Source organism: Actinomycetes bacterium, assembly GCA_024222295.1.
In the GTDB taxonomy this organism is placed as follows: domain Bacteria; phylum Actinomycetota; class Acidimicrobiia; order Acidimicrobiales; family Microtrichaceae; genus JAAEPF01.
The window spans coordinates 14,261-36,024 of record JAAEPF010000051.1; the positions used below are offsets into that span (position 1 = coordinate 14,261).

Sequence of the window (21,764 nt, forward strand, 5' to 3'; positions counted from 1 at the left end):
GGTACACTCATCTTCACGATGAGTGAACGGGTGCGTGTGCACGTGCCGGGCAATCACCTGATGGGTGATCTCCTCGGCACCCGCGACGAACTACTTGATGTGATTGAGGCGGCCTTCGAGTCGACCTCCATAACGGTGCGCGGAAACGATGTCACCATCGACGGTGCCGAGTCGGCGACCGTCGGCCGATTGTTCGGCGAGCTGGTGTCGCTTCTGGAGGCCGGCCAGTCGCTGTCTCCCAGCGTGCTTGACCGCACGATCGACATGATACGCGCCGATGAGAGCCCCACGGCCGTGCTCACCACCGAGGTGATGCGCACTTCCAGGGGTGCGAGCGTGCGCCCGAAGACGAGCGGCCAGAAGCGATACCTCGAAGCGATCGAAGACCACACCGTGACGTTCGGGATCGGCCCCGCCGGCACCGGCAAGTCGTGGCTGGCCGTGGCGATGGCCGTGAGGGCCCTGCAGGCCCGCGAAGTCGAGCGGATCGTGCTTACCCGCCCCGCGGTCGAGGCGGGCGAGCGGCTCGGATTCCTGCCCGGCGACATGATGGCCAAGGTCGACCCGTACCTGCGGCCGCTCTACGACGCCCTGCATGACATGGTCGGAGCGGAAAACGCCCAGAAGCACCTCGAGGGGGGGACCGTCGAGGTCGCGCCGCTGGCCTTCATGCGAGGCCGCACGCTCAATGGCAGCTTCATAATCCTCGACGAGGCGCAGAACACCACGCCTGAGCAGATGAAGATGTTCCTCACCCGCATCGGCTTCGGCTCGAAGGCGGTGGTCACGGGCGACGCCACCCAGGTCGACGTGCCGGGCGGCCGCTCGGGAATCGAGCGCCTCGAAGGGATCCTCGGTGAGATCGATGGGGTTGGCTTCGTGCACCTCGGCGCGCGCGACGTGGTGCGCCACCGGATCGTGCAGGACATCGTGGACGCCTATGCGAAGGCCGACTCGCAAGCGTCCGGATCGTGACGCGGCCAAGTGTCGAGTGGGAGGACCGTTCCTCCCATGACCTTATCGCCGTGCCTCCGCCGGGCGAGTTGGCCGACCTGATGGCATCCGTGCTGGAAGCCGAGGGAGCCTCTGGGTCGGCGAGCGCGGGGCTGCACCTGGTCGACGAGGCCGAGATCACCGAGCTCAACGAAACCCACCTCGGCGGAGAAGGCGCGACCGACGTGCTCAGCTTCTCGATCGATGGCGTCGATCCGGCCGCTGCAGCGGCTGACGGCGACGAAGTCACCCAGTTGGTCGGTGATGTGTTGGTGTGCCCCGCGGTTGCGGCACGTCAGGCGCCGTCTCATGCGGGAAGCATGGCCGACGAATGCCGGCTGCTTGTGGTTCACGGGTCGCTCCACCTGGCGGGCTGGGACCACGGCGACCCCCGCGAGCGTGACGGCATGTGGAATCGCGAGCGGGAACTCATGGAGCGCTTCGGAGTCACTCCGGCGCTGGACCCCTGGATTCAGTCGTGAACACCGGCGACGTGTGGCTGCTTGTAGTCACCATCGTGCTCGTGCTCGTGGCCGCGGTGCTGGCTGTTGCAGAGACCGCTATCACCAGGATGAGCAGAGCCCGCGCAGCAGCACTGGTCGATCAGGGTCGCAAGGGTGCCGAGCGTCTGGAGCGCATCGTCGACAACCTCGAGCGCGACCTCAATGCGGTCTACCTCACTGTCAACGTGGTGCAGGTCGTGCAGTCGGCCCTCGTCGGTCTGCTGGCGGGCCGCCTTTTCGGCGCGCTCGGCGTGGCGATCGGCATCCTGCTCAACGTCGTGGTGCTTTTCACAGTCGCTGAGGCCGCACCCAAGACCTGGGCACTCCAGCACCCCAACCGGGCGGCCCTGTTGACCGCACCCCTGGTTGAGTGGATCGGCGTCATCATGCGCTGGCCCGCCCGTGCGCTCATCGGCGTGGCCAACGTGATCCTCCCCGGCAAGGGCTTGCGTCGCGGGCCGTTCGTCACCGAGGAGGAGATCCTGGCTCTCGCGGAGGAAGCGGCCGAGGCTGCCGTGATCGAGGAATCCGAGCGTGAACTGATCGAGTCGATCATCGACTTCGGAGACACGATTGTGCGCGAGGTGATGATTCCGCGTCCGGACATGGTGGCAATAGAGCGCCACGCCACGGTGACCGAAGCGGTGGATCTCTCGATCAAGCGCGGGTTCACGCGCCTGCCTGTGGTGGGTGAAGGCGTCGATGACGTGGTCGGCGTGATCAACGTGAAGGAAGTGGTGGCTGCCGAGCGGGCCGGGCGCGGTGGAGACCATGTCGCCGAAGTGACCCACGACGCCCACTTCGTGCCCGAAACCAAGCGAGTCGCCGAGCTGTTGGCGGAGATGCAGGCTGACTCGGTTCACATCGCGATCGTGGTCGACGAGTACGGCGGCACCGCAGGGCTGGTCACCCTTGAGGACCTGCTCGAGGAACTCGTGGGTGAGATCACTGACGAGTTCGACGTGGATGCCGACCCGGTACAGCACCTGTCCGATCACGAGGTGCTGGTGAACGCCTCGCTCAACGTGGGGCACCTCAACGAGGAGCTCGACCTCGAGCTTCCCGAGGAAGGTTGGGACTCGGTCGGCGGACTGGTGTTCGGCACGCTCGGACGGGTTCCCGAGCCGGGCGACGCGGTCGAGTTCGACGGCGTGCGCGTGGTGGTGCAGCGCGTGGACGGCCGGCGGATCCGACGGGTACGGATGTACCTGCCCCGACAGCAGGCCTCGTGATCGGAGCCGTGTCGTGAGCGACGAGCCACTCGACCAACAAACAGTTCGCCCCGGATCAGCTGACCGAGAGCCAGCAGACGAAGAGCCAGTCGACCCTGAATCGGCCGACGGGCAATCCGCTGTGGCGGAGCTGCCTGAGGGCGCCGGGGACCGGCTCGAAGTGATGATGGCCGAGGCTGGCCTCACCCAGTCACAGGACGAGACGCCCGAAGGTTTCAGGTCGGGTTTCGTGGCTCTGGTGGGGCGCCCCAATGTGGGCAAGTCCACCTTGCTCAACCAGATCCTCGGCGAGAAGGTCTCGATCACGTCCAACAAGCCCCAGACCACCCGCAACCAGATCCGCGGGATCCTCGATCGCGACGACTCCCAGGTGGTGTTCATCGACACCCCCGGAATCCACAAGCCCCGCACATTGATGGGTGAGCGCCTCAACCAGACGGCCGGTGATGCCGCCGGCGGTGTCGACGTGGTCTGCCTGTTGGTCGACGCGGTGAAAGGACTCGGAAAGGGTGACCAGTTCCTCGCCGAGCGGGTCGGCCCCGATGCGGTGCTCGTGCTCAACAAGTGCGACCGCGCAGGCCGTGACCGCATCGCACAGCAGCTGACCATTGCATCGGGTACCGAGTTCAGTGAGTACTTCCCGATCTCGGCGCGGACCGGCGATGGTGTCGATGCCTTGGTGGAATACCTCGTATCACGGCTCCCCGAGGGTCCACGCTGGTACGAGTCTGGCTCGGTCAGCGACACGACAGACGAGTTCCATGTGGCCGAGCTGGTGCGGGAGCAGCTGTTGGCGGTGACGCGTCAGGAGCTTCCACATTCGATAGCCACCCGGGTGACGGAGTGGGAATGGCCACTAATACGGGTGGAGATCCTCGTGGAGCGCGAGTCCCAGAAGGGCATGGTGATCGGCAAGAAGGGCGCGGTGCTCAAGGAGGTGGGCACCCGGGTGCGCAAGCAGCTGCCCGAGGGTGCCTATGTGGAGCTGCAGGTGAAGGTTGACAAGGACTGGCAGCGCAGCCCCCGCTCCCTGGACCGCCTCGGTTACTGACCCGCGGCGCCACTCGTCGGCCTGGCTCCCAGCCCGCCCCCGACCCAAGCCCGTTCCGCCGGGCCAGTCAGCCCGACTAGTCAGCCCAACTAGCCGAGTGTGCTCTGCCGCTCAGCCTCTGTTCCTGAGTAGCTGAGCGTCGTACCGACGCGAGACTCCTCGGGAAACAAGGATGAGGCATCCTGCACACGGCTGGCTCCGGTGTGGCGGGCAGGGGGAGGGCCAGTGGCGGGCCATGGGGCCCTGATGGGGCGGCGCGGGGGTGTCGCGAGCGGTCGGGTACGGTGCTTCGGTGAACCTCGATGAGCTCGACCCCGAGCGGATCCCAAACCACGTCGCACTGGTGATGGACGGCAACGGCCGCTGGGCCCAGCGCAGGGGCCTGCCCCGCACCGATGGTCACGCAGCAGGCGAAGAGGCGCTGTTCGACACGCTGTGGGGAGCGATGCACGCCGGCATCAAGTGGATGACGGTGTACGCGTTCTCCACGGAGAACTGGAAGCGCCCGGCTGACGAGGTGCGCTACCTGATGGGCTTCAACGAGCGCCTGCTCATGGAGCACCGCGACGAACTGCACGAAGAGGGAGTCAAGGTGCAGTTCATAGGCCGTCGTGACTGGCGGGTTCCGAAGCGCGTGCTTCGCCACATCACCGAAACCGAGGAGATGACGAAGCGCAACAAGCGCATGACCCTCTCCATGGCGTTCAACTACGGCGGCCGCGCCGAACTGGTCGATGCTGTCAACGCGCTCGTCGCAGAGGGTGTGAAGCCGGGCAAGGTGACCGAGAAGAAGATCCGCGAGCATCTCTATGACCCCAAGATGCCCGATCCGGAGTTGATGATCCGCACGTCGGGTGAGTACCGGATCTCCAACTATCTGCTGTGGCAGATCGCGTATTCGGAGCTGGTGTTCACCGAAGTGCTGTGGCCCGATTTCCGCCGCGAGCACCTCTACGACGCCATCGCCGAGTACCAGAACCGCGACCGCCGCTTCGGCGGCATCAAGTCGGGCTGAAGTCGGGCCATGGCGCTGTACCGGGACACCGCCGTGGTGCTGCGAACCTACAAGTTCGGCGAGGCCGACCGCGTTGTGGTGCTGCTGGGTCGCAGCACCGGGAAGGTGCGTGCGGTCGCCAAGGGTGTGAGGCGCACGGGATCCAAGTTCGGATCGCGCCTGGAGCCTGGTTCGGTGATCAATGTGCAGCTCTACGAGGGCCGCGGGGATCTGGACGGAGTGGCTCAGGCAGAAACAGCAGAGGCGCACCCACGCACCCGCTCGGACCTGTCGCGCATGGGCCATGCGGCAGCGTTGCTGGAGGCCATAGACCAGCTTGCGCAGGAACGCGAGCCCAGCCACCGCCTGCACGACATGCTCGTGGGCGGACTCGGCGTGATCGAGGAGTCGAATCCGCCTGCAGTTGTGGCGGCGTTCTATCTGAAGCTGCTCGACGCGGAGGGCGTGGCGCCCGACCCGGACCGCTGTGTGGTGTGCGGAGAGCCGTCTGACCGGCTGTTCTGCGCACCGGAGGCCGCCGGGCTTCGTTGCTCGGCCTGCGGTGGTGGTCGGGTGATCTCGGACGAGACCCTCGCCGTGGTTCGTGCCGTTCTCGGTGGTGGACTCAACGCAGTGCTGGACCTGCCCGAGGGCGCGGCAGTGCACGATGTGGAGACCCTGGCTTCGGCACTGCTCGAGACGCACATCGAGCGGCGTCTCCGCGCAATCCGGGTGATCCACGAGAGCTGACAAAACGGGTGACGGGGGCCCGGAGGCCCCCGTCGGTACAGCTTGTGCAGGATTGCGGTCGCTAAGGAGCGACCGGTTCGCCGTTGATGACCCGGTAGGTCCAGCAGATGGCGACGAGCGCCACCGGGATGGAGACCAGCAGGCCGATGCCGCAGAGCAGGGCACCTGCGATGTAGATCAGGTAGCTCACGATGATGATCAGCAACACCTGGCCGATGTTGTCGCGCACCATGTCGATCGAGCCCTTGATCGCGTCGCCCGGACCCTCCCCCCTGTCGAGCGCTCGCAGCGGGGCGAACACCGTGAAGAAGAGCCAGATGATCCCGGGAATGATGCAGAGGAGGTAGCCGACCATGGCTCCGAGCCCCACCACGATGACGGTGAGGATGTAGGCCCCGAAGTTGGTGCCGTCGGTGAACATGGAGAACGACGGCGCCCGTCCCTGGGTCACACCCAGCCCGGCACGGTAGACACCGGCCTGGACTGCGAAGCCCACGACGAACTGGAGGAAGAACGTCACGGCGAACGCAAGCCAGAACATGATGCCGACGCTGTTGTCGTCACCCCCGATCGTCGGGATGATCACCAACTGGCTGATGACACTGACAGCGATCAGGGCGACGAAGACTCCGAGTACCAGAAGGATGAACTGGCCGGCGTTCTCGCTGAACTTGTTCCAGCCGTAGGACACGGCAGCGCCGACCTCGAGTCGCTGGCCGCCGCCACCGGGCTGGTAGGGCTGCGCCGGAGGTGGCATGCCTCCTGGCGGGGGAGCGCCACCACCTGGCGGGGGAGCGCCGCCACCTGGCGGGGGTGCCGGCGGGGGAGCTCCGCCTCCTGGTGGGGGTGCTGGCGGGGGAGCTCCGCCTCCTGGTGGGGGTGCTGGCGGGGGAGCGCCACCCCCTGGCGGCGGCGGCTGGTTCGGGTCACTCATGTCGGGTCCTCCGGGTGTTGGAAACCGATGTTGGCGATTGGGGGGTGCGGTCAGCTGTCGAGGCCGGTCGCTGCTAACCGGTCGGTGCTCGTTCCCGACGCTAACGGTCGGCGCGGCGCCAGTGGCGGACATCGCCATGGTTCTGAACACGATCGGCCGGACGGTGGTGCCACCGCGGGGCGTGTATCAGCCGTCGACAACCATCGTTGCGCCGAACTTGTCCCATGGCGTCTGGCGCAACGGGTCGTTGAACAGGTTCACCAGACCCCAGATCACGAGTCCGATCTGCGCCAGGCCTCCGGCTACCGGGACAATGCCCAGAAGGGTCCACGCAGAGCGCCTGAATCCCTGTTCGATGGTGGCCGGTGAGCCGTCTGTGCCGATCACCTGGATGCCGAGGATCATGCCGGCCACTGTCTTTCCGAAGTTGCCGATCATCAGGGCGTAGTAGAGGAAGTAGACGACGCTGGTGATCAGTGCTCCCAGAAGCGAGGAGCCGAAGTCCGCTGATGCGCGGCTCGAGTTGAGGCTCATCGTGCTGCTGTCGACCATGAGGGCCACCGGCAGCCCGACCACCAGTCCGAGCCCGAGTCCATCCAGCAGCAGGGCGACGATGCGTTTCCAGGGTTCGGCCAGTCGCGGGCCTGTATTCGGGATCAGGTTCGGGTCGGTCACGGCTATCTCCGGGTCATCGGCTGGGTCCAGACGCTAGCGACAATGCAGAGATGTCCTGGGACATCGTGGTCGGTTGCACAGCTTTGTCGTTTCTGGCATTCCATCCGGTGCCGGTAGCCTGAGCGGCCATGTCTGCCGAGGCCAACCCCGAGCTGTTCGACAAGATCGTCAACCTGACCAAGCGGCGCGGGTTCGTCTACCCGTCCGCGGAGATCTACGGCGGATTCCGCTCCACCTACGACTACGGGCCACTCGGAGTACTGCTGCTGCGAAACGTCAAGGATGCCTGGTGGCAGTCGATTGTGCAGGAGCGGGGCGACATCGTCGGCCTCGACGCGTCCATCCTGTCGCCGCCACAGGTATGGGAGGCCTCCGGCCACCTCGCCAACTTCACGGACCCGCTGGTGGACTGCACCAACTGCAAGAACCGGTTCCGCCTCGACAAGCTGGATGACCCCGAGCAGTGCCCGAGTTGCGGGAAGCGGGGCACGTTCACCGAGCCGCGACAGTTCAACCTGATGTTCGAGACCCAGGCCGGTCCGGTGCAGGACGCGTCGGCAACTGCGTTCCTGCGCCCCGAGACGGCCCAGGGCATGTTCATCAACTTCAAGAACGTGATCGACACCACACGGGTGCGTCCGCCGTTCGGGATCGCGCAGATCGGCAAGTCTTTCCGCAACGAGATCACGCCCGGGCAGTTCGTGTTCCGCACCCGTGAGTTCGAGCAGATGGAGATGGAGTTCTTCTGCCATCCCGACGAGTCGGCACATTGGTACGAGTACTGGTGCGAGCACCGCTTCCAGTGGTACCTCGACCATGGGATGCCGGCTGATCGGCTGCGCCTGCGGGCCCACGACGACGACGAGTTGTCGCACTACTCGTCAGGCACCTCTGATGTGGAGTACCTGTTCCCCTGGGGATGGGACGAGCTCGAGGGCATCGCCAACCGTGGCGACTACGACCTGAGCCAGCACGCTGAGCACTCCGGTGAGCGCCTTGAGTGGTTCGACCAGGCTTCCGGTGACCGGTGGGTGCCCCATGTGATCGAGCCTGCTGCGGGGGCCACCCGCACGGCGATGGCATTCCTGATGGCGGCGTACGACGAGGAGGAGGTGCGCGGCGAGAAGCGTGTCGTTCTGCGCTTCCATCCGAGCATCGCGCCCTACAAGGTGGCCGTACTGCCGCTGTCCAAGAAGCCCGAGCTCGGCGGACCTGCCTCGGAGCTGGCCACGGAGCTGCGCAAGCACTTCATGTGTGACTACGACGAGACCCAGTCGATCGGGCGCCGCTACCGCCGCCAGGACGAGCTGGGCACGCCGTTCTGTGTGACCTACGACTTCGACACGCTCGAGGACCAGGCTGTCACGGTGCGCGAGCGCGACTCCATGGAGCAGGACCGGGTGCCGATCGCGGGCGTAGTCGACTACCTGAGCGAGCGGTTGGCCTGACCGCGGTCGCCCGCCGGCCCACGGAAGCGGCCGAGGGCGCAAACCGCGGCTCGCGGCATCCGCCCGGACTGCAATACTCCGGTTCCACAATCTGGTTGCCGGCCAGCCCGGCCGGCAGCACTCGCCGAGGCGACCAAGGGGCCGAAGGGCCGGCTGCGCAGAAAGGGGCTCGATGGGCATCGTCGACGAAGACGTCGCCCGCGTGCGCCAGTCCACCGACATGGCCGCACTGGTGGGGGAGTACACCCAGCTTCGACGCGTGGGCCAGCGTTGGGTGGGCCTGTGCCCTTTCCACGCCGAGAAGTCGCCCTCGTTCTCGGTCAATGCCACCGAGGGTCTCTACCACTGCTTCGGCTGCAAGGCGTCCGGTGATGCGATCACGTTCCTGCGCGCGATCGAGCACCTCGACTTCGTGGATGCGGTGGAGAGCCTCGCGGGGCGCGCCAACATCCCGCTGCGATACACCGAGCGGGGCGGCGGAGAGGAACGCAAGCGCAAGACGCGGCTCTACGAGGTCATGGAGCGGGCGGTCGAGTGGTACCACGAGCGGCTCCGCACGGGATCCGATGCCGCCCAGGCGCGGGCATACCTGCGCCACCGCGGGTTCACAGCCGACGAGGTCGGTCGCTACCAGGTCGGGTGGGCACCCGACGGGTGGGACCAGTTGACCCGTTCGCTGAAGCTGTCGCAGTCGGATCTGGAAGCGACAGGGCTGGGGATGCTCAACCGCCGCAACCGGTTGCAGGACTTCTTCCGGGCCAGGGTGCTGTTTCCCATCTACGACGAGCAGGGCCGCCCGATCGGCTTCGGCGGTCGCAAGCTGCCCGATACCGACGGCCCGAAGTACCAGAACTCGCGTGACAACGTGCTGTACCACAAGTCGCGTGCCCTCTACGGGCTCAACTGGGCCAAGGGCGACGTGGTGTCTGCAAACGAAGTCGTCATATGCGAGGGCTACACCGACGTGATCGGTTTCGCCCGGGCGGGGATCGAGCGTGCCGTGGCGACCTGCGGCACGGCGCTCACCGAGGAGCACGTGCAGCTGCTGTCGCGCTTCACACGCCGGATCGTGCTGGCCTACGACGCCGACGAGGCCGGACAGTCCGCCGCAGAGCGTGTGTACGAGTGGGAGAAGACCCACGACGTGGGCTTCTGGGTCGTCGACATGCCGGGCGGCACCGACCCCGACGAGCTTGCGCGCGAGGATCCGGCTGCCCTTGCCGCGGCTGTGGAAGGTGCCCGTCCGTTCCTGGAGTTCCGGGTGCAGCGGGCGCTGGCGGCAGCCGACCTCGAGTCGGCCGAGGGGCGTGCACGGGGCGCCGACGACGCGCTCGGTGTCATCGTCGAGCATCCGGACTCACTGGTGGTCGACCAGTACCTGATGGACCTGTCCGACGCCACGAGGATCGAGGTGGCAAGGCTGCGCGAGCGGCTCGGCGAGGTGCGACGACGCCCCAGGGAACAGCCCCAGCGTCGGCCTTCACCGCGTGATGAGCCCCCGCCCCACAGCGACATGGATGCTCCGAGCGGCGCAGTTGGGCTGGACCCGATGCCCCAGGGAGCCGAACGCGAGGCGATCCGCCTGGCAGTCCACAAACGCGAGGTGGCCTTGCCCCTGCTCGACGCGGCGCTGTTCTCCGATCCCACGGCCCGTGCCGCATGGGAGGCGATCGAGGCGGCTCCGACGGTTGCCGAAGCCATGGCGAGTGCGTCGCCAGAGGTGGCCGAGGAGCTGTCGCGCCTGTCGGTGGAGGACCTGGCGGTCGAGACCACCGACGTGATGGCCCGCCTCGCGACCGAAGCCGCCCGTGTGGAGCTGGTCGAGCTGGAGATGGAGGCGAGGGGGGCCGAGGATCCCCTCGCGTATGCGGACGCGATCGGCTACCTGAAGGTCACGATCGACGACCTGAGGCGTCCGAGAGCCGAGTCGGAAACGGTCGCCGAGTTGCTAGATTGGCTGAAGCTCCGGCGGTCGGGGCCGGCCGATCAGGCCGGTGACGACACTGGGGGCGAATGGGCCGGACCAAGCGAGACATCCTCGTGACGTCGGCGCCCAACCAGAGCAGGAGTCGGTTCTTTGACGATGTGGGATGACGTGCCGGAAGCAGAGGTGCAGGCCCTGCAGGCGCGCGCAGCCACCAACTCCAACCAGCTGTTGCTCGACGACGCGCTCAGCGCGCTTCGCCGCGAGATGACCGACGAGGTCGTCGACGCCACCCGTGACTTCTGGTCCAAGAGGAGCATCACCGTGCAGACCGAGGTGGATCCGGCCGAAGACCTCGATGCCGACGATGACCACGATGACGCAGCCGAGCAGGAGTCTCCTTCGCAGGCCGCGGCGGCAAGGCGCGTCGAGCGGCTGAGTCAGGGCCGCAAGACCGCCCCGGCGCCGACGGGTGCCGGTGGCACAGCCGATCCGGTGAAGATGTACCTGCGCGAGATCGGCCGCGTGTCGCTGCTCACCGCCGAAGAAGAGGTGTCGTTGGCGCAGCGGATCGAGTCCGGTGTGCAAGCCGAGGAGCGGCTGGCCGACCTCAATGCGTCGGGTGACATCGAGAAGCTGGATGCCGCCGCCAGGGCAGCTCTGCGCCGCCAGGCCCGCGATGGCGAGCGGGCCAAACGTGACCTGACCCAGGCCAACCTCCGACTCGTCGTGTCGATCGCCAAGCGCTACCTGGGCCGTGGACTCCCGATGCTGGACCTGGTGCAGGAGGGCAACCTCGGACTGATGCGTGCAGTCGAGAAGTTCGACTACACCAAGGGCTTCAAGTTCTCGACCTACGCGACCTGGTGGATTCGCCAGGCGATAACCCGTGCCATCGCCGACCAGGCCCGCACGATCCGGATCCCGGTGCACATGGTCGAGTCGATGAACAAGGTGCACCGCCTGCAGCGCCAGATGGCCCAGGAGCTCGAGCGTGACCCCACGATCGAGGAGCTGGCCGACAAGGCCGACCTGCCGGTGCCGAAGGTGCGCGAGATCATGCGGATCTCCCAGGACCCGCTGTCGCTCGACTCGCCGGTCGGTGAGGAGGACGACAGTTTCCTCGGCGACTTCATCGAGGACCAGCATGCGGCCATGCCTGCCGATGTGGCGACCGCGAGGTCGTTGTCGGAGCAGATCACCGATGCACTCAGCGAGTTGTCTCCCCGCGAGCAGGAAGTGGTGCGCATGCGCTTCGGACTCGACGGCGACCAGCAGCACACACTCGAAGAGGTGGGCCAGCGCTTCGGTGTGACCCGCGAGCGGATCCGCCAGATCGAGTCCAAGACCCTCGCGAAGCTGCGCCATCCACACCGGCGCCAGAAGCTCGAGGACTACCTCAACTCCGACTGAGGCCGGGGTCCGATCACCCGGCGACCGGCCTCTCGTGGCCCGCACGCGGCCGAGCCCCGGCGCATGGCCTGGACCATGCGACCGGGGACCGTTGTCGACAGTATCGGCTCAGGAATCTGACTCGCCGGCCGGTTCCTCCTCGGTTGGCTCGCCCGTCTCGTCTTCGTAGAGGTCGTCGTACTCGACGCCCTCTTCGAGACAGCCCTCGAAGTCCTCGAGTTCCTCGCCGAACACGGCGATGTCGCACTCGATGAACTTCGGCTCGAGCTGCTCCCATACAGCGTCGAGGTCCTCTTCGGTGGCGCCACCGGCCACAGCTTCTTCCTCGGCCCTTTCGAGTTCGTCGAGTGAGATGCCCGAGTCGGCCAGGCACTGCTCCCAGGCCACGTCGTCTTCGTGCATCACACCGTCGAATACGCTCTCGCATTCCTCGAGGGCCGGGTCGATCATCTCCCAGACGGCCTCGATCTCGTCGTCGGTGCCGGACTCCTCGATCTCGAATGCTGCGTCGAGGTCGACTCCCGCGTCCTCGAGGCATTGCTCGAACTGTTGCTCGAGCGCCTCGTACTCGTCGTCGCCCACCACCCCGTCAGCGGGCTGGGGGGCCGTCTCGCCCTCGGCAGCGGGTGCCCCGGCAGGTTCGTCCTGTGGGGTCCCTTCCTGGGCTCCGACGCCGATTGCCGCGGCGGACCCGCCGAGGGCCAGGACCGCTGCGATGCCAATGGCACCGAACAGCTTGCGGTGGCCGCGGACCCGTGTCGTAGCGGGGGCGTCATCGCCGTGTGTTGATGGATCGTGGTTGGTATCCATGTCTCCTCCTGTGTCGATTCGTGATCGGACGCCTTCGACGGTGACGGATCGAGGCTGAGGAGACGCTGAGAGCTGCCGCGGTTCTCAGGGTTTTCCAAGCTTTCGCTGCGACACTTGGGTTGTGAGAGTTCTGCTGATCGAGGACGAGGTGCGCCTGGCCAAGGTGGTCAAGGAAGGCCTCGAGGGCCAGGGTGTGTCGGTCGACGTCGAGCACGCCGGCGACACCGGGCTGTGGCGTGCCCGAGAGGGCACCTATGACGCGATCGTTCTCGACATCATGTTGCCGGGACTGAACGGCTACCAGGTGTGCCGCCAGATCCGTGAGGACGAGAACTGGACACCGATCCTGATGCTCACCGCCAAGGACGGCGAGTGGGACGAGGCCGAGGCACTCGACACGGGTGCCGACGACTTCCTGTCCAAGCCATTCTCGTTCGTGGTGTTGCTGGCGCGCCTGCGGGCCCTAGCTCGGCGCGGGGCCCAGCCGCGTCCCACGATGCTCGAGGCGGGCTCGTTGCGACTCGACCCGGCGAGCCGCACGGTGAGCCGCGACGGTGAGGCGATCGAGTTGACCCCGAGGGAGTTCGCGGTGCTCGAGGTGTTGCTGCGCGCAGGGGGCGACCCGGTCGGCAAGCAGGAGATTCTCGAGCGGGTGTGGGGCATGGACGCCGAGCACGACCCCAACACCGTCGAGGTGTATGTCAGCTACCTGCGCCGCAAGTGCGACGAGCCATTCGGCGTGCGCACGATCCACACCCAGCGAGGAGTGGGCTATAGGGCGGCGGCGACGTGAGCGCGGGGGTGACCGACCGCAGGCCGGAGGGGCGGTCCCGCTGGTGGGGTTCGGTGCGTGTGCGGATCACGGTGCTCGCCACCACCGTCAACGCCGTAGTGCTCGTGGTGGCGTCGGTGGCGTTGCTCGCCCTGGTCGAGCGGGAGCTGGTGGACTCCACGCGCGAGACCGTCGATGCGGCGGTGGGCATCGCCGCCGAACAGCTGGGGGACACCTTCGAGGACAGTGTGTTCGTGGAGGTGCAGACCGAATCGGGCCTCGAGTTGGAGGGCGTGTTCGGCACCGATGGGACCCTCGTGCAGGGGGTCCTGTTCGACCCCGACCTAGAACAGGTGATTGCCGAAGTACTTCTCGATGCCGAGGTCGGCGACGTGATCGACGTGTATGACCCGATAGCGGATGGCAGCGAACCAGCACTCGCGCCGGTTGACCCCAGGGGCTTGATCGAGGCAGTCCAGCAGGGGGAGCTGGAACTGGCCGAGGGGGCCGACACGCTCGGCTCGCTGGGCGAGGAGACCGTAGCGGAGGCCCGGGCCAACGTGCGGGCCGTTCGAAACGCCCTGATCGTGATCGTGCCGACCGTTGTGGTCTTGCTCGGTGCCGCGACCTGGCTCCTCGTGGGGCGCACCCTGGCGCCCGTACACGCCATTTCGTCTCGGGTGCGCGGTATCGGATCGGCGTCGCTCGACCAGCGCGTTCCGGTGCCGGGCTCCGATGACGAGATCGCCGAGTTGGCGGGCACGATGAACCAGATGCTCGAACGCATCGAGTCGGGTGCAGAGCGCCAGCAGCGGTTCGTGGCCGATGCATCACACGAGCTGCGCAGTCCGCTGTCGACCATCCGGGCGGCTGCGGAGATCGCCCAGGTGGAAGACCCCGACGGATCGTGGGGCCGGGCCGCCGGTGACGTGGTGGCTGAGGCTGACCGGATGGAAGCGTTGATAGCCGACCTGCTCGACCTGGCCCGACTGGATGAGCAGCGAAGGGTCGGTACCGAGGAGCGCCGCGACCTAGCCGAGTTGGTGGGGGAGTCGGTGCAGCGCTTCGGTAGTACCGGTGACTGCACCGTGCCGGTCGTGGTCGAGCTCGAATCGGTGGCGGTGACCTGTGTGCCCGGGCTCATCGACGAGGTTGCCCGCAACCTGCTGGAGAACGCCTGCCGCTACGCATCTGCTCGGGTGGTTGTGACTGTGGGGCCGACCGGCGACGGCCAGGCCAGCCTGGTCGTGGAAGACGACGGGCCCGGTGTGCTGCCCGAGGACCGCGAGCGGGTGTTCTCGCGATTCGTGCGGGTTGGAGAGGCGAGGGACCGCAGTACGGGCGGGTCGGGGTTGGGGCTACCGCTGGTCGCGGCTGTGGCGGCACGCCATTCGGGGACCGTGTCCATGGAGGAATCTCCGTCGCTTGGCGGCGCGCGTCTGGTCGTGAGAATTCCCGCCGCGACGGACTGATTGTCGGCTCGCAGCGCCGGTTCCGCCCGCCGTTTCGCGACCGTCGGGATGCCCGCAACGGTTTCGTGAACGGCGTTGGGCCGCTGCTACATTCGGTGAGCCGTCGGGACCGGCCAGCGCCGCCCGACACGTGCCTTCCGGGGTAGCTCAGCTGGCAGAGCGTCGGACTGTTAATCCGCAGGTCGTGGGTTCGAGCCCCACCCCCGGAGCTGAGAAGTGCGCGATTCGGACCTCGGAGCGATCCGGGGTCCTTTGCGTTTGGGGGAACGGTGCAAACAGGCGGCGACGGGCCAAAAGGCCTACCGCGAGGTGTCCGGAGTCCCGGGATTTGAGGGCATATCGGCCCATGAAGCGCGCCCCGCGACAGCCGACAATTGTCTCGGGGAGCTCGACAGATACTGGGCAGTTGACATGAGTGCAATGACGAAACGGGGAATCGAGAAGCTGAAGGGCTTGCGCGAGCGGCGGGTCCGTCGGAGCGACCGCGGCATCGCGGCGGTGGAGTACGCGCTGCTCATTTCGCTGGTAGCGCTGCCCACCGTTTCCGCGACCGAATACACCACCGACATGGTCTCCGGGATCATGCAGGAAACCTCGGCCGGCCTCGTAGGCCCGAAGGCCCCCACCACCACAGCAGCCCCGACCACCACCTCCTCCGCCTCGACCTCGACCTCGACCACAACAACATCGACGCCGACGTCTTCCACGACGACAACGGCGCCGACCACCGCCACCTCCACGACGACGAGCACAACCACGACCACGACTTCGACCACCACGACGACTGCTCCGCCGGCGGCAGAGGCAACGGCGGCCATGTCGACTCCCTCCGCAGTCACGTTCTGGTGGGGTCGGTTCTGGGCAGCCTCGACGACGCTCACCCTCGCCGACGCTGCGGATCAGCCGGTTGCCGGCGCCGAGGTCGAAGTGGCGATCAGGTATAAGCGGGTGGACGGCAAGGGTCGCGTGTCCTGGACCGAGGAGACCGTGGTCCTGACGACGGCATCCGACGGGTCCGTCGAGGTCGAGTCGTCACTGCAGCGACGCAAGGGCGGCAAGAAGGTGACCAGGATCAAGTTCGAACTGACCGGCATGACCCACGACTCCTACTCATGGGACGGTGCCGACACCTCGGTGACGGCCTACAGGCCTTGATCCGTCCGGGTGCCTACCAGCGCCTCCAGCGCGCATACGCTGCCCGCTGGGCCGGTAGCTCAGTGGTCAGAGCAGGCGACTCATAATCGCTCGGTCGTGGGTTCGATCCCCACCCGGCCCACAAACCGCTCTATATCAAGGAAACTCGTCGGCAGCGTCGCTGTCCTAGAACTCATGGTGCTCGACATCAGGATGCGCCCGCAGGTCTACCGATAGGGGGTCGGCCAGCGAACGGTCCCGCCCCGGCTGGTGGCTCCACGTTGCATGCCGAGAAGACCGCGACCTCGCCGTCCTGCACAACCGAATCATCGACCAGCAGGTCATCGCGAGCAAAGCCGCGGGTCCACCCCTACACCGACCGCGAACTGCAGGCACGGCCGGCCGGTGACCGCTGCCGCGTTCGCATCGACTGCCTCACCGACGCATTCGACACGCTGTACCCACTGGGCGTACAGGGGTGGCATGAACGCACGAGCCCGCCGGGTGTACCTCGAGTCGCAGGCCGAGGCGGCGGCATGAACCTCCTGCACCAGTCCCCTGGTCCCGAGGGGGGTGGCGGGTCCGGTCCCGGGTCGATGCTGCCCGGCCAAACCTTTGGGGACCCGCCGGCGAGCGACGTGACAGCCCACCCGCAGCCCACTGCACGCGCCACGACATGCAGGGGCTGCCGGAGCCCGTCACCGCTACCTGCGCTGCGTCGGCGCGCTGGAGGAACCCGCTATCGCCCGCTCAGCCGTCCGTCCGGGCGGCAGACCCCGAAGGTCGAGCATCAGTGGATGGTCGAGCCGCCGTCCACCACGAGCGTGGCCCCTGTCATGTAGGAGGCGTCGTCGGAGAGGGCGAAGGCCACGGTCGAGGCGATCTCCTCCGCCTCGGCCACTCGCTGCAGGGGACTGTCGGAAGGCATCGGGCCTTTCGCGTCCGGTCGCAGGGCGCGGGTCATCGGGGTGTCGATTCCGCCGGGGCAGATGCAGTTGGCCCGCACCTGCGGCGCGTACTCCGCCGCGATCAGGCGTGTCAGCGCCACGATGCCCCCCTTGCTCATCGTGTAGGCGGCATGCCCACCCACCCCCGTGAGGGCGGCGATGGAGGCGAGCAACACAATGGACCCACCGTCGGCCTCCATGTGGGGAAGGGCGTGCTTGACCGTCAGATACGTGCCGCCGAGGTTGACCTCGATGACGTGCAGCCATTCGGCGAACTGGAGTTCCTCCACGGGTACAGCGTCGGCCGCTTCGAACACCGCGGCCGACGTGACAACCCCGTCGAGTCGGCCGAAGGCCGCCACGGTGGCCTCGATGGCTGCGTCGACCTCCCCCTCGCGGGCCACGTCCGCCGGCGCGGCCATGGCTTGCCCGGGACCCTGGGCGGAGAGTCGGCTCGCTGCCGCGTGGAGGTCAGGGTGGTCGTGGCCGACGAGCGTGACCGCGCCGCCCTCGGCCACCAGACGGGCTGCGGTGGCCGCACCCACGCCGGTGCGGGCGCCGGTGACGAGCGTGACCCGATCCTCGAACCTCATGACATGGCCTCCTCGATCGTGGCTTCCACCTCGTCGATCATGGCCCTTGCCGTCGCGTCGCCGACGAGGGGACGACACCATCCGAAGCTTCCCATCATCCGACCGTTCACCGTCGACGCTTCGAGCAGGAGGGCGCAGGCCCCCCAGCGCATGCAGGTGAGGAGCCGGAACGACGTGACCTCCACCGGTCCGCCCGCGACCGAGAAGTCGGCCACACCGAGATTGCTCATCGCCACGGTGGAGACCCCGGCGATGGACGCGTCAGCAGTCTGTCGGATCCCGGCGATCACGTCGGCCACCGGGACGGCCCCACTGCGTGGGACCGGCGCGGCCGTCAGGTCATCGTGGAGGGCCCGGGCTGCGGGCCAGATCCCGCCGTCGGACGGCTGGAAGGTCGGGGTTGCGATCGACAGGCCGATCACCTCGTCCGAACGCGGTGGTGTCGTCCGGTGACGCAGATCCTCCGGGACGCTGACCGTGGGGTGCTCGGCGCCGAGCCGCGTCCTCGCCGCCCGGGCCAGCGCCGTCGCGAGGACCGCGCCCACCGTCGTCCTCTCCTCATGACTGCGGTCGTGCAGCATTGCCGTCCTCGCCTCATCGAGCTCCCAGGCGGCGACACCGGTGGAGCGCTCCGTCGCCGCGACCCTGTCCGCAACCGGGGCCATCAACGGAACAGGGGCCTTGGGTGCGGTCACGACGCCGGGTCCCAACGCAACCTCGATGGGGTCCGGCATGGCCAAGGTCCCCGATGGGAGGCGCGACGCCGTTGCCGCGACGAACTGCCGACAGAACGCCAGGATGCTGTCGCCGTCGAGGACCGCGTGTTGGCCCGTGACCGTCAGTCTCCCTCCACGGCTTGCGGTCGGGGCCGTGTAGCTGCATCTGTACAGAGGGCCCTCGAGTGGGAGGCGGTCGTCGATGGCGGAGGAGATGGAGGTGACGTCGTCGGTCTCCCCGTCGTCGGGTTCGGTGGTCTCGAGGAGCACCTCGGTGAAGGGAACCGGTCCCTCGAATACCCATCCGTCCTCGTCCTCGGTGAGCCGCTGCTGGAGGATCTCATGGCGGTCGTGAACCTGTTGGAGAGCGGCCATCGCGGCATCGTTCGGCAGATCGCCCTCCAGAGAGAGCGTGGCCGTCACCTGGGTGGCACCGGCAGCGTAGGTCTGCATGGCCGCGAGGCTGGTTTCGCTCGCTCCTGCTCGTCGCGTTCGGGTGAGAGGCATCGGGCAATGGTAGGTCTCGCCCGGGGCAGCAAAAGGGTGGTCCATGCTGGTTCGTGTACGCCCCTGCGGGCTCGCCCACTGTTGTCGTTGCAGTTCTGGACGGGCTCGATCGTGTGCTGGCACACACCACTGGCGTGCCTGATGACGTCGATCTGCCACGGACCGGTCGTGTTGCGGCCGGCGACGGGGGTAGCGGTTGCTCATTGTGTAACCTTGGTCGCATGAGCAGCGAAGCGAGACGTCGAGAGTTCGGCATCATCCTGCGAGAGGGTTTGGCTGGGCGGCCCCGGGGCGGGCAGTCGGAGCTGGCTGAGGTGGCGGGCGTGAGCAAGGCGACCGTGTCGCGGTGGGTCAGTGGCCTCATCGTGGCGGACATGGACCGATGGCGGACCATCGAGTCCTTCTTCGGCTGGGAGTCGGGCAAGATCGCGCAGGCACTTGGTGCGCAGAGCAGCGATTTGGACACGAGGCTCGAGGCGCTCAGCAACAGGGTCGAGGAGCTGGAACGCGAACTCGCTCAAAGGAGCAGTCAGGTAGAGGCTGGGTAGTTGCCTCAATCGGGGTCCCGTGTTTGGGAGGACCAGGGGGATGCGAGAGGGTTGGACGCCCTTGGGCGCTGGCGCGCCCATGAGGACCCAGAGCCATGGGCCCAATGGTTGCGCCAGGTGCGAGCAGAGTTGAGTGACCGGCCGGGGAATCCCAGGAGTACGTGTCCAGAACCTGGTCGGCTTTGGTCGAAGCTGACATGGACCTCCAGGAGATCGAGGCCCTCAGCGCTGCGTCTAGGCCAGTTCTGTCGAGGTTGCTGCCCCAGGATCCTGACTACGAATCATGGCCTGTTCCGGCGTACTGGTGGAGCGAACAAACCGAACTGGGACGCTTGGATGTGGCCAGGTATGTGGCGCATGCAATGGCTATCGGCTCGGATGACGAGCCGCCGAACGGAGCCAGATTCGTTGCCGCTTCGTTGGGGCTGCTCGAGTTGATCCACAATGTCAACGAGGCCCATTACGCGACTCGCACCGTCCCAATGGATGACTGTTCTGTTGACGGCGTGCGCCACATCAGGTCAGTGCTGTTCAGATTGGCCGATCTCGCTGCAGGAGACGCCGCAGTGCGCGCGGACCTCTTGGCCGACTATGGCCAAAGAGTTGAGATCCGATAACACCTGATCGCAGAGAACGAGCGTCTGAGAGACCAGATCACCTAACTGTCTGCCCGACTGGACAGTGCTGAGGTAGCCCTTCTGCGACTCGGGTCCGACGATTGAGCAGCATGCTGCCGACGCCGAACCCCGGCAGGCCTCAGTGTGGTCTTGAGGCGTGCCGGGGGAGTCGGGAGACTTGCTCGTTCCGACCCAAGGCGTGGCTGTGTCGCGGGCGATCGCGACTTCGACATTGTGACCCATAGTTGCGTGGCACGCAACAGAGTCCGACAGCAGGCTGAGGCTTGATCGGGATCCCGGGGCACCTGAAGAGCGCAACTTCTTGGCCCGCCGGGCGCGACGGTGGGTGCATCGCCTCCCGGTGACGACCTCGATGCCGAGGCCGGCTCGAATCATCGTCGCTCGGTCGCATGACATCGGCGTGGCGGTGAAGTCCGCCAACCGCAGGCCCAGTGCCTTGTCAGCCGCCAACGTGCCCCTTGGGGTGCAGCAGCTCCTCGTGGAGGGCCAACGGCTCGGAGCGGAGCTCGAACTCCCATGTGCCGTGTGCGTGCAGTGCGGGGGTGCCGAACGAGTCGGCGGCACCCAGGTCCACCCCGTAGCCCAGGTCGGCAAGCGCCCCGATGGTGACGGCACTGAGGGGGTTCGGGTCGGGATCGATGTAGCCGGTCATCAGCTCGCTCTCGAAGACGGCTTCGCGCCAGTGGGAATCGGCGGTCCCCGGACCACCGCCGCCCTCCACCGGAACGGTCACGCCCGAGCCGCCTTCGAGTGCGTCCCAGGCTCCCCGCGCCACCAGGCCCGCGAAGCGGGGCTGCCCCGAGCCTGCACCCACGAGCAACGAGTCCCACACGGTGCCGAATCCGATGGCGTGGCCGAGCTCGTGTGCCACCACTGTTTCGAAGACGCCGTCGGTCTCCAGGTCGGCGACATCGGCGGAGTCGAACTGCATCGCAGCGAACACGGGCAGTCCTCCGGCGGACCGCACGAGGCATGGCCCCGCCTTGGCGAGCACGCCGCCCGGGCCATCGATGGGGGAGACATCGGCGTCGACCAGGAGGTCGTCGACCTCGCCGCTGAACGCCGGGCTGCCGGTGCCGCAGTAGTCGGCCGGAGCCGTGAACTCGATCGCGGGCAAACCTGTGCGCACGACCTCTTCCCACCGACTGGCCGCTGCCTCGAACACAGCTTGCTGCGATGGGCTGATCCCCGGCGCGAGGCGCAGGTCGATGTCGTAGGTGTCGGCGCTGGCGGGGCCGACCGTGACATTGACGGCGTCGCTGGTTGCCGTGGTCTCCCCGTCGGTGACACTGAGCCGAACCGTGTGGGTGCCCTCGCTGTCGAACGTGACCGATCGCATCGAGCTGCTCGTGCATTCAGCGACGGAGATCTCCGCAGCTCCGTCGTCATCCAGGTCGATCAGGCATGTGAACGGGGTCGACTCGGGTATCGGCACCGACCAGGTGAGCGCGGTGGTCAGCGGGCTCGGGCCTGAGGCCCTCGTGGCGGAAAAGGAGAACACCGCAGGCGGGCCGACCGGCGCGACGGTGGTATGAGGCCCGCCGCCGGCTGCCGTGGTGCAGGCGGCGGCGACCAGCGAGAGGGTCGCGGTGAGGAAGCAGGCAAACCACACGCGCATGCGCTTGATCGGCGTGTTCGTCAAGTACGCCCCCTTCGTCGACGGATCGGCCCAGCCTGTGCTCAACCACGCAACGCCTCCAATCATGGCAG

18 protein-coding genes, 2 tRNA genes and 1 pseudogene are annotated in these 21,764 nt (G+C 67.1%); 15 read left to right on the forward strand and 6 right to left on the reverse strand.

Translation table 11 applies throughout. From position 1 onward, the window contains the following. Nucleotides 1-18: 18 nt before the first annotated feature. From GY812_14500 to recO, 6 genes are all read left to right on the forward strand, one after another. Complete coding sequence (locus tag GY812_14500; protein ID MCP4436694.1) at nucleotides 19-975, forward strand: PhoH family protein; 957 nt, start codon at nucleotides 19-21, stop codon at nucleotides 973-975. Then, the gene (gene ybeY, locus GY812_14505) at nucleotides 972-1,475 is read left to right on the forward strand and encodes an rRNA maturation RNase YbeY (GenBank protein MCP4436695.1); all 504 of its coding nucleotides are present in this window, start codon (nucleotides 972-974) and stop codon (nucleotides 1,473-1,475) included. The genes GY812_14500 and ybeY overlap by 4 nt, the downstream gene beginning before the upstream one ends. Next, entirely contained in the window at nucleotides 1,472-2,728 is a 1,257-nt protein-coding gene (locus GY812_14510) for an HlyC/CorC family transporter (GenBank protein MCP4436696.1), read from the forward strand. The genes ybeY and GY812_14510 overlap by 4 nt, the downstream gene beginning before the upstream one ends. A 163-nt stretch (nucleotides 2,729-2,891) precedes the next feature. Further along, the gene (locus tag GY812_14515) at nucleotides 2,892-3,779 is read left to right on the forward strand and encodes a GTPase Era (GenBank protein ID MCP4436697.1); all 888 of its coding nucleotides are present in this window, start codon (nucleotides 2,892-2,894) and stop codon (nucleotides 3,777-3,779) included. A gap of 346 nt (nucleotides 3,780-4,125) precedes the next feature. After that, entirely contained in the window at nucleotides 4,126-4,794 is a 669-nt protein-coding gene (gene uppS / locus GY812_14520; GenBank protein MCP4436698.1) for a di-trans,poly-cis-decaprenylcistransferase, read from the forward strand. Nucleotides 4,795-4,803: 9 nt separating this feature from the next. Beyond that, entirely contained in the window at nucleotides 4,804-5,523 is a 720-nt protein-coding gene (gene recO, locus GY812_14525) for a DNA repair protein RecO (GenBank protein ID MCP4436699.1), read from the forward strand. 61 nt (nucleotides 5,524-5,584) lie between these two features. Here recO and GY812_14530 read toward each other — a convergent pair whose 3' ends face one another. Next, the gene (locus GY812_14530; GenBank protein MCP4436700.1) at nucleotides 5,585-6,280 is read right to left on the reverse strand and encodes a hypothetical protein; all 696 of its coding nucleotides are present in this window, start codon (nucleotides 6,278-6,280) and stop codon (nucleotides 5,585-5,587) included. A gap of 363 nt (nucleotides 6,281-6,643) precedes the next feature. Continuing rightward, complete coding sequence (locus GY812_14535) at nucleotides 6,644-7,132, reverse strand: RDD family protein (protein ID MCP4436701.1); 489 nt, start codon at nucleotides 7,130-7,132, stop codon at nucleotides 6,644-6,646. Between the two features lie 128 nt (nucleotides 7,133-7,260). On the opposite strand from GY812_14535, the gene GY812_14540 reads away from it, so the two are divergent. The 3 genes from GY812_14540 to rpoD all read left to right on the forward strand — a co-directional run bounded on the left by GY812_14540 (nucleotide 7,261) and on the right by rpoD (nucleotide 11,917). Further along, nucleotides 7,261-8,580: a glycine--tRNA ligase gene (locus tag GY812_14540; protein MCP4436702.1), complete on the forward strand. Its 1,320-nt coding sequence runs from the start codon at nucleotides 7,261-7,263 to the stop codon at nucleotides 8,578-8,580. 172 nt (nucleotides 8,581-8,752) lie between these two features. Beyond that, the gene (locus GY812_14545) at nucleotides 8,753-10,624 is read left to right on the forward strand and encodes a DNA primase (protein ID MCP4436703.1); all 1,872 of its coding nucleotides are present in this window, start codon (nucleotides 8,753-8,755) and stop codon (nucleotides 10,622-10,624) included. A 147-nt stretch (nucleotides 10,625-10,771) separates the two neighbouring features. Continuing rightward, nucleotides 10,772-11,917: an RNA polymerase sigma factor RpoD gene (rpoD, locus tag GY812_14550; protein MCP4436704.1), complete on the forward strand. Its 1,146-nt coding sequence runs from the start codon at nucleotides 10,772-10,774 to the stop codon at nucleotides 11,915-11,917. Between the two features lie 108 nt (nucleotides 11,918-12,025). On the opposite strand, the gene GY812_14555 is transcribed toward rpoD, so the two are convergent. Further along, nucleotides 12,026-12,727, reverse strand: a complete 702-nt coding sequence (locus GY812_14555) for a hypothetical protein (GenBank protein ID MCP4436705.1) — start codon at nucleotides 12,725-12,727, stop codon at nucleotides 12,026-12,028. 121 nt (nucleotides 12,728-12,848) lie between these two features. On the opposite strand from GY812_14555, the gene GY812_14560 reads away from it, so the two are divergent. The 5 genes and pseudogenes from GY812_14560 to GY812_14580 all read left to right on the forward strand — a co-directional run bounded on the left by GY812_14560 (nucleotide 12,849) and on the right by GY812_14580 (nucleotide 16,247). After that, nucleotides 12,849-13,520 (forward strand): response regulator transcription factor, encoded by a 672-nt coding sequence (locus GY812_14560; GenBank protein MCP4436706.1) that lies wholly within the window; start codon nucleotides 12,849-12,851, stop codon nucleotides 13,518-13,520. Next, nucleotides 13,517-14,971 (forward strand): HAMP domain-containing histidine kinase, encoded by a 1,455-nt coding sequence (locus GY812_14565; GenBank protein ID MCP4436707.1) that lies wholly within the window; start codon nucleotides 13,517-13,519, stop codon nucleotides 14,969-14,971. Before GY812_14560 ends, GY812_14565 begins: the two co-directional genes overlap by 4 nt. A gap of 136 nt (nucleotides 14,972-15,107) precedes the next feature. Then, nucleotides 15,108-15,180 (forward strand) — tRNA-Asn (locus tag GY812_14570). Nucleotides 15,181-15,616: 436 nt separating this feature from the next. Next, nucleotides 15,617-15,763, forward strand: a pseudogene (locus GY812_14575) (oligopeptide transporter substrate-binding protein). 411 nt (nucleotides 15,764-16,174) lie between these two features. Beyond that, nucleotides 16,175-16,247: transfer RNA gene (locus GY812_14580), tRNA-Ile, on the forward strand. Between the two features lie 648 nt (nucleotides 16,248-16,895). Here the strand turns inward: GY812_14580 and GY812_14585 are convergent. After that, nucleotides 16,896-17,645 carry an SDR family oxidoreductase gene (locus GY812_14585; protein MCP4436708.1) on the reverse strand — a complete coding sequence of 250 codons (750 nt, stop codon included), beginning with the start codon at nucleotides 17,643-17,645 and terminating at the stop codon, nucleotides 16,896-16,898. After that, nucleotides 17,642-18,814: a hypothetical protein gene (locus GY812_14590; GenBank protein MCP4436709.1), complete on the reverse strand. Its 1,173-nt coding sequence runs from the start codon at nucleotides 18,812-18,814 to the stop codon at nucleotides 17,642-17,644. Before GY812_14590 ends, GY812_14585 begins: the two co-directional genes overlap by 4 nt. Before the next feature lie 275 nt (nucleotides 18,815-19,089). Between GY812_14590 and GY812_14595 the strand changes: the two genes are divergently transcribed. Continuing rightward, a complete protein-coding gene (locus tag GY812_14595; GenBank protein MCP4436710.1) occupies nucleotides 19,090-19,416 on the forward strand; it encodes a helix-turn-helix domain-containing protein in 327 nt (108 codons plus the stop codon). Nucleotides 19,417-20,493: 1,077 nt separating this feature from the next. Here GY812_14595 and GY812_14600 read toward each other — a convergent pair. After that, a complete protein-coding gene (locus GY812_14600; protein ID MCP4436711.1) occupies nucleotides 20,494-21,696 on the reverse strand; it encodes a hypothetical protein in 1,203 nt (400 codons plus the stop codon). Nucleotides 21,697-21,764: the final 68 nt, after the last annotated feature.

Coding starts and splice junctions, on each gene's coding strand:
- GY812_14585 (MCP4436708.1), bottom strand. CDS start 17,645: ATGAGGTTCGAGGATCGGGTCACGCTCGTCACCGGCGCCCGCACCGGC.
- GY812_14595 (MCP4436710.1), top strand. CDS start 19,090: ATGAGCAGCGAAGCGAGACGTCGAGAGTTCGGCATCATCCTGCGAGAG.
- GY812_14515 (MCP4436697.1), top strand. CDS start 2,892: ATGATGGCCGAGGCTGGCCTCACCCAGTCACAGGACGAGACGCCCGAA.
- GY812_14590 (MCP4436709.1), bottom strand. CDS start 18,814: ATGCAGACCTACGCTGCCGGTGCCACCCAGGTGACGGCCACGCTCTCT.
- rpoD (MCP4436704.1), top strand. CDS start 10,772: ATGACCGACGAGGTCGTCGACGCCACCCGTGACTTCTGGTCCAAGAGG.
- GY812_14545 (MCP4436703.1), top strand. CDS start 8,753: ATGGGCATCGTCGACGAAGACGTCGCCCGCGTGCGCCAGTCCACCGAC.
- GY812_14530 (MCP4436700.1), bottom strand. CDS start 6,280: ATGCCACCTCCGGCGCAGCCCTACCAGCCCGGTGGCGGCGGCCAGCGA.
- uppS (MCP4436698.1), top strand. CDS start 4,126: ATGGACGGCAACGGCCGCTGGGCCCAGCGCAGGGGCCTGCCCCGCACC.
- GY812_14540 (MCP4436702.1), top strand. CDS start 7,261: ATGTCTGCCGAGGCCAACCCCGAGCTGTTCGACAAGATCGTCAACCTG.
- recO (MCP4436699.1), top strand. CDS start 4,804: ATGGCGCTGTACCGGGACACCGCCGTGGTGCTGCGAACCTACAAGTTC.
- GY812_14555 (MCP4436705.1), bottom strand. CDS start 12,727: ATGGATACCAACCACGATCCATCAACACACGGCGATGACGCCCCCGCT.
- GY812_14500 (MCP4436694.1), top strand. CDS start 19: ATGAGTGAACGGGTGCGTGTGCACGTGCCGGGCAATCACCTGATGGGT.